Here is a 793-nt window from a genome sequence, read left to right as displayed (position 1 = left end):
TGCTGTCGTTTCCCATCACCGACTTCGACCAGGAGGGCCGCTTCGACGCCGAGAGCTATCGCCGGCGTCTGGAGTGGTTCATCAGCCACGACATTTCCGCGGTGTTCGTGGCCGGCGGCACCGGCGAGTTCTTCAACCTGTCGCTCGACGAGTTCCGCGAGATCGTGCGCGTCGCCGTGGAGGCGGTGGATGGCAAGCTGCCGGTGATCGCCAGCGCCGGGCTGAGCGTCGAGAGCGGCAAGGCCTTCGCCGAGGCGGCCGAGGAGGCCGGTGCCGACGGTATCCTGCTGATGCCGCCCTACCTGACCGAGTGCCCCCAGGACGGCCTGGTCGACTACGCCCGGCAGATCTGCGACTCGACCCAGCTCAACGTCATCTACTACAACCGCGGCAACGGCATCCTCGAGGCCGAGTCCGTCAAGGCGCTGGCCGAGGCCTGCCCCAACCTGGTCGGCCTCAAGGACGGCAAGGGCGACATCCAGGCGCTGAACAAGATCGTCAAGACCGTGGGCGATCGCCTGGTCTACGTGGGCGGCGTGCCCACTGCCGAGATCTTCGCCGAGGCCTATCTGTCCATCGGCGTCAACACCTACTCCTCGGCCGTGTTCAACTTCGTGCCGGACATGGCCGTGACCTTCTACAAGGAACTCCGCAAGGGCAACCGCGAGGTCGTCAAGCAGATCACCAACGACTTCTTTATTCCCTTCGTGGACCTCAGGGATCGGAAGAAGGGCTATGCCGTCAGCCTGATCAAGGCCGGCGCCGAGCTCATCGGTCGTCCGGCGGGTAGCGT

General features: G+C 65.2%; 1 protein-coding gene. It reads left to right on the top strand.

What is annotated here, in order from left to right; translation table 11 throughout:
• Positions 1–2: 2 nt before the first annotated feature.
• Positions 3–793: 5-dehydro-4-deoxyglucarate dehydratase (locus QWY80_RS01585; RefSeq protein WP_290228919.1), on the top strand; the 791-nt coding region annotated here is incomplete at its 3' end.

The organism is Halomonas ramblicola (assembly GCF_030409215.1).
Taxonomy (GTDB): Bacteria; Pseudomonadota; Gammaproteobacteria; order Pseudomonadales; family Halomonadaceae; genus Halomonas; species Halomonas ramblicola.
This window is presented reverse-complemented; position numbering and strand designations above follow the sequence as displayed.